Origin of the sequence: Metasolibacillus meyeri (assembly GCF_003049505.1) — a bacterium.
Lineage (GTDB): Bacteria > Bacillota > Bacilli > Bacillales_A > Planococcaceae > Metasolibacillus > Metasolibacillus meyeri.
This window is the reverse complement of the sequence record NZ_PYWN01000132.1, coordinates 1-6,161: the sequence shown is the minus strand read 5'-3', so window position 1 is coordinate 6,161 and position 6,161 is coordinate 1. Positions and strand designations below refer to the sequence as shown.

Below are 6,161 nucleotides of genomic sequence, written 5' to 3'. Positions count from 1 at the left end.
AGCGTCCACCCGCAACGGAAATCAACGAATTCTTAGGTATTCTCTGTAAAATAAGGGCTAATCAACACGCCTGTTAAAATTTCATTTTAGCGAAAATTTGAAACTTTTATGTGCTAGTACCAGTCTAACTAAAAATTGTTTTAGGGAGGTGAGTTTGTGAAGGAGCATGACGAGCTATTGCGACAAGCGATGAATGCTTACGGAGATTATTTAGTTCAGTTGATTTATACATATGTACGCAATTGGCAAACCGCGGAGGATTTAGCGCAGGAAACGTTTATCCGCTATTATCGCTCCTTATCTAAATTTCGTCATGATGCATCTGTGAAAACGTATTTATACCGAATCGCAATCAATGTGACACATGATTATTTGATGAGCTGGAAACATAAAAAAATCATTGTATCAGAGATTTTTCAAAAATGGCTGAAAACAACGCACACACCTGAGTTAGAAATGCTACATAAAGATGAGCAACAACAGCTTGTTGATACGATTGAAAATTTACCTACAAAATATAAAGACGTCATCGTCCTATTTCATTTTGCCGAATTTTCATTAGAGGAAAGCAGCGATGTTTTAGGCGTTCCAATCAATACGGTGAAAACGCGATTAAGAAGAGCACGGCATATGTTAGGTCAAGCATTAGAGGAGGGAGAATTAGATGAAAGACCCCATTCAAAAGGCAATGAAGGACACTTATAAAGCAGGGATATTTTCGGATATGAAAAAATTAGAAACGCTTGAAAAGGCACAACGGAAACAGGGAACATTTTTGCCGCTTTCACTTACGATGCTGACAACTTGCTGTGTAATGCTATTGCTATTTTTCCTTGTACAAGCCTCGCCTAATATGACGGAAATATCCAGCTATAATGATAGAGTATCGATGGAGCAAGCTTATATGGAGAGGTGGGGGGCATTTTCAAACGTTGTGATGAGCGAATTTGATGAGCAGGCGAGAGTTCAATATTTAGCAACAAGTGATTGGGCATTACAACAGGCGCTTCTTGAACAGGAAGAGGGGCGTGTGCTCACACAATTGCTTGAGCATATGGCATTTATCGTAGGTAATCCAAGCATACAGGTGGAGTTTCCAGAAGTGGCGACATTTGAGCAATTAACAGTACAAGCTCCAGTTTTGGTGGAGAAGCTTGAAAAAGCATATGGTGTATGGAATATCTTGAAGCTAGGAGAAAAGCGACTGCCGAATATGGAAGTCTTTTATATGGATTTTTGGAGGATTATCGGAAATCTCATTTTGTATAGTGCGATTGTTTATTTTCTTTACAGTCTTTGGCGAAAAAAAAGAAATCCTGTGTTTGCAGTGTTTCAAGGCATCGTTGTGCTTGTGATGTTGTACAGCTTTGTAAGACCGCCAGTTATACAAGTTGTGACAAGTAAAGAGGAGCTATTGGAGCAATCTCTCGCTTCTTATAAGGAATTTATGGGTGAATGGACGGACGTATCAGCAGCGAAAATTGTTGATATAGAAAAATTTGGTGAGCAGTTAGCTGTATTAGTCGACGTTGGAGATAATATCTATATTTTCTCGAATTTTATTTATGTAAAGGAAAGACGAGGCTATTTACAGGAGCGCACCATTTGGGGGCGAGATGACATTTTAACAGCACGCTCATCAGCGGTGTATGAAGGAGACGCTGTAGGCAATATTTTCGCGTTACCAGCCAATCATAACATTGGGCGTATTGAGATTGAAAATGATACGGCAAAAGAAAGCGTATTTTTGAATATCCCATCAAATAAAACAGGCATTCATTATTTAGCTACACCTGTTAGCATGCAAGGAGAAGATGTAGATTTCACCTTTCATTACTATGATAAACAAGGAAATTTATTGAATGAAGAGGAAATGCTTAATTAAAACGGAATTTCACTTTAAAAATATAATGGCCCTTCTAGTTCAAAAGTGCTGATTCGCTCAACCGAAATGGGAAATCGCTCAATGAATGGCTGAATTCGCTCAATGAACAGCAAAATTCGCTCATTAAACACCTAAATTCGCTCAACCAAACTAAAAAACTGCGGAGAAGGCTGAACTCCGCAGTTTTTCCTATTACAAGCTACCCGCGCTCATCCCGGCGATGCGTCCTGTGACAAGGGCTGACGTAATATTGTAGCCGCCTGTGTAGCCGTGAATATCTAAAATTTCACCACAGAAATAAAGCCCGTGCCTTTTCTTGGATGCCATCGTTTTTGGCTCAATTTCCTTGACGGAAACACCGCCACCTGTTACAAAGGCTTTTTCAAGAGGCTGCGTGCCGTGCACATCCATTGTGAAAGCGACAAGCTCGTGAGCCAGTGCACGAATTTTTTCTTGAGAAAGTTCTATGCCTGTTAGTGTACTATCAATGTCAGCTCGCGCTAATAAAAATAATAGCCAGCGCTCTGGGACAAGGGATTTCCATAAATTTTTGACAGCCTTTTTCGGCTCAGCTTTAATCGTTTGCATCAACATTTGATAACAGCCTTCCTCATTGTAGGCAGGTAGCGACTGGATGCGTACTTGGACGGGAGCGCCGCCATTTTTTTTACGCTCCTTGACGATAAATTGGCTACAGCGTAAAATTGCTGGGCCGCTCAAACCAAAATGTGTAAAGAGCATGTCCATCGTATGTGTCACGAGCGGCTTGCCTTTTGCATTTAATACGGAGACAGCAACATCGCGTAGTGCTAAGCCTTGTAGCTCACGTGAGGTGATAAATGCTTCCTTCGATAACACAGGCACTTCTGTTGGATAGAGCTCTGTTACCGTATGGCCAGCACGCTCAGCCCATGGGTAGCCATCACCTGTCGAGCCTGTTTGTGGCACAGCTTTGCCACCAACTGCAACAATTACAGTCTTTGCACGTATTTCAGAGCCGTCTTGTAGGCGCACACCAAAAACACGCTCCTCATCAACTAATAATTTTTGCACGGTTGTATGGAGTCGCACTTCAACATGGAGCTTTTTAAGCTCTTGTTCAAGCGCGTCTACAACGTCCTGTGCGCGGTCGGATACTGGGAACATACGCCCGTGATCTTCTTCCTTTAGCGCTACACCTAAGCCTTCAAAAAAGGCGATAATATCCTCATTATTATAAACCGTAAAAGGACTATATAAAAAACGGCCATTACCAGGAATATGGCGAATAATTTCCTCAGCTGGTAAGCGGTTCGTTACATTGCAACGACCACCACCTGAAATCGCTAATTTCTTGCCAAGCTTGCCACCTTTTTCGATTAATAATACTTTTTTGTTTTGCTCCGCAGCGGCGATGGCAGCCATTAATCCTGATGGGCCACCACCTATTACGATAATGTCAAACATAGTTCTGTGCTCACTTTCTCCTGTCTTAACAGGCAATTACTGTTGTATCGAAAACGAAGTGCCAATGTTTTTGTACCGAAAGCAAATGTTTTCTGTGCGAAAGCGACAACGCGCCAGGTACAGATGTTTTTTGTACCGAAAGCAATGCGTCAGGTACAGATATAGGAATCCCTCTTCAAAATAGTAGGTGAAACAGAGACATTGAAGTCGGGGGTGACCTATACAAAAACTGATTGGTAGTTTTCACTTTATTGTGCAATTGTTTTTTCTTTCTTATTATACACAATTTGTTTGAGTTAATGGGCTCATAGATGTAAACTTACAGGTAGGCTAATTTTAGATTGAGAAAAGATAGGAAGAATAATATGTCATCATTAATGAAGGGAACTGCGATTTTAACAATCGGGTTATTTTTATCAAAGCTTTTAGGTCTTATTTACTTATTTCCGTTTTATGCGATTGTTGGAGAAGAGAATATGGCGCTTTATCAATACGCATACATACCTTATACGATTATGTTATCAATTGCAATTTCTGGGTTGCCGCTCGCAGTTTCAAAATTTGTTTCCAAATACAATGCGCTCGGTGACTACAGGACAGGTGTACGTTTGATGAAATCGGGTACACTCGTTATGCTATTGACAGGCTTATTGTCATTTATTGTATTAAATTTACTTGCAACACCGCTTGCCAACATGGTGATTAAAGATGAGGAACAGTTATATAGCGTGGAGCAAATTGCTTCCGTCATCCGTTGGGTGAGTTATGCACTGCTTGTTGTGCCGTTAATGAGCTTAATTCGTGGTTATTTTCAAGGCTATGGTCATTATATGCCGACATCCGTTTCACAGCTAATTGAGCAAATTGCGCGTATTGTTGTCCTATTAGGCGGCTCGTTTGTCGTTATTGTCCTATTTGATGGACTGCCGGAAACAGCAATTAAATTCGCCGTATTTGCAGCGTTTATTGGCGCGCTCGGTGGCTTGTTCGTTTTGTATCATTATTGGAAAAAGCTCAAGCCGGAGTTTCAAGCACTACAGGAAAATTCCGTTACAAGTCATCAAGTATCATATACTGAAATTTACAAGGAAATTTTCACATATTCGATTCCGATTATTTTTGTTGGAATTGCAAATCCATTGTTCCAGCTTGTTGATATGTTAACATTTAACGGCGCGATGCTTACAAAAGGTGTTGATGCAAAGCTAACAGATACATACTTTTTAATGCTTAATTTATTGACGCATAAAATCGTTATTATCCCTGTCATGCTCGCAACAGGTTTATCAATGGCTTTAATCCCGACAATTACAAAATATTTTACACTTGGTCATCTGCAAACATTGCGTAGTACGATGGATAAAATGTATCAAGTTTTGCTATTTGTTACAATTCCTGCTGTTGTCGGTATTATGATTTTAGCGCCATCACTGTATCATGTTTTATATGAACAAAGTGAAAATGGTGCAACGGTATTAATGCATTACGCACCAGCGGCGATTTTATTTGCTATATTTTCTGTGACAGCTTCTTTGTTACAAGGAATTAATTATCAAAAATGGATTATTTTCAGCTTGCTTACAGGAATTTTAGTGAAGCTGGTCTTGAATATTCCGCTTATCAAATGGCTGGAAGTGGATGGAGCAATTTTAGCGACGATGATTGGTTATGCAGCTACTTGTGCAATTAATATTGCTGTTATTCATAGAACATTGCAGTACAATGCAAAAGTGGCCATGCGTCGCATCTTATTAATTTGTATTTTAACGCTTGTGATGACGGTTGTTGTGTCAATTGTATATTTCATTTTACAGTGGATTGCACCAGCTGATAGTAAATGGCTTGCATTAGTATATGTGTTAATTTGTGCAGCAGCAGGTGCAGGCGTGTATGGTTACTTATCATTGCGTTTAGGCTTAGCGCAAAAGCTATTAGGCGCGAGAGCAAAGAAGATTGCCAATAAACTAGGCATGGATTAAGGCGGAGGAGTTATGCGTTTAGATAAATTATTAGCGAATATGGGCTATGGCTCTCGCAAGGAAGTAAAGCAATTATTGAAGCAAAAAGCTGTAACGATTGATGGTGTCGTTGTCAAAGATGCGGCAATGAAGGTAGACTCAGAAACGCAGCATGTCGCGATTTTTGGGGAGCAAGTCCATTATATCGAATTTATTTACTTAATGATGAATAAGCCACCAGGGGTTATTTCAGCGACTGAGGATGATTATGATAAAACGGTAATCGACTTGTTAGATTCATTCGCCCAACATTTTAAGCCGTTTCCAGTTGGGCGTTTAGATAAAGATACTGAGGGCTTGTTGCTGATTACAAATGATGGGCAGCTTGCGCACAATTTATTATCACCAAAAAAGCATGTGCCGAAAACGTATTATGCTAAAATTGATGGGCAAGTGACAGCTGCAGATGTGAAGGCATTTGCAGCAGGTGTCACACTAGACGATGGCTATGAAACAAAGCCTGGACAGTTAGTTATTTTAAAGTCAGATATAGAGTCAGAAATCGAATTGACAATCCAAGAAGGCAAATTTCATCAAGTGAAGCGAATGTTTGAAGCTGTCGGGAAAAAAGTCACATATTTAAAACGTTTATCAATGGGCACACTTAGATTGGATGAAAATTTAGCACTAGGGGAATATCGGGAAGTTACAATTGAGGAATTAGATCTATTAATTAGTAATAAATAATCATTTTTAAAAAGAAAAATACAATAAATGCGAGTAACGATAAGAAAAACTTATTTCTTATTGTTACTTTTTTGTGGAAATGAAAACCCCCTGCTATGCGGGGGGTTCTAAAAAGCTTTTAGCTA

Annotated in this window: 5 protein-coding genes; 4 read left to right on the top strand and 1 reads right to left on the bottom strand. The window is 39.7% G+C overall.

Annotated elements, in window-relative coordinates; translation table 11 throughout:
* The first annotated feature begins 156 nt into the window (after positions 1 to 156).
* Together C9J34_RS17165 and C9J34_RS17160 are read left to right on the top strand one after the other, a co-directional pair.
* Positions 157 to 705 (top strand): sigma-70 family RNA polymerase sigma factor, encoded by a 549-nt coding sequence (locus tag C9J34_RS17165; protein ID WP_107841406.1) that lies wholly within the window; start codon positions 157 to 159, stop codon positions 703 to 705.
* Entirely contained in the window at positions 665 to 1,885 is a 1,221-nt protein-coding gene (locus C9J34_RS17160; RefSeq protein WP_107841405.1) for a hypothetical protein, read from the top strand. Before C9J34_RS17165 ends, C9J34_RS17160 begins: the two co-directional genes overlap by 41 nt.
* Before the next feature lie 192 nt (positions 1,886 to 2,077).
* Here the strand turns inward: C9J34_RS17160 and C9J34_RS17155 are convergent, their stop codons facing one another.
* Entirely contained in the window at positions 2,078 to 3,331 is a 1,254-nt protein-coding gene (locus C9J34_RS17155; RefSeq protein ID WP_107841404.1) for a BaiN/RdsA family NAD(P)/FAD-dependent oxidoreductase, read from the bottom strand.
* Between the two features lie 365 nt (positions 3,332 to 3,696).
* On the opposite strand from C9J34_RS17155, the gene C9J34_RS17150 reads away from it, so the two are divergent.
* The gene (locus C9J34_RS17150; RefSeq protein ID WP_107841403.1) at positions 3,697 to 5,310 is read left to right on the top strand and encodes a putative polysaccharide biosynthesis protein; all 1,614 of its coding nucleotides are present in this window, start codon (positions 3,697 to 3,699) and stop codon (positions 5,308 to 5,310) included.
* A 12-nt stretch (positions 5,311 to 5,322) separates the two neighbouring features.
* The gene (locus C9J34_RS17145; protein WP_107841402.1) at positions 5,323 to 6,036 is read left to right on the top strand and encodes a pseudouridine synthase; all 714 of its coding nucleotides are present in this window, start codon (positions 5,323 to 5,325) and stop codon (positions 6,034 to 6,036) included.
* Positions 6,037 to 6,161: the final 125 nt, after the last annotated feature.

What these genes read in the sequence shown, in the direction of transcription:
- C9J34_RS17160 (WP_107841405.1), top strand. Translation starts at nt 665, where the DNA reads ATGAAAGACCCCATTCAAAAGGCAATGAAGGACACTTATAAAGCAGGG.
- C9J34_RS17155 (WP_107841404.1), bottom strand. Translation starts at nt 3,331, where the DNA reads ATGTTTGACATTATCGTAATAGGTGGTGGCCCATCAGGATTAATGGCT.
- C9J34_RS17150 (WP_107841403.1), top strand. Translation starts at nt 3,697, where the DNA reads ATGTCATCATTAATGAAGGGAACTGCGATTTTAACAATCGGGTTATTT.
- C9J34_RS17145 (WP_107841402.1), top strand. Translation starts at nt 5,323, where the DNA reads ATGCGTTTAGATAAATTATTAGCGAATATGGGCTATGGCTCTCGCAAG.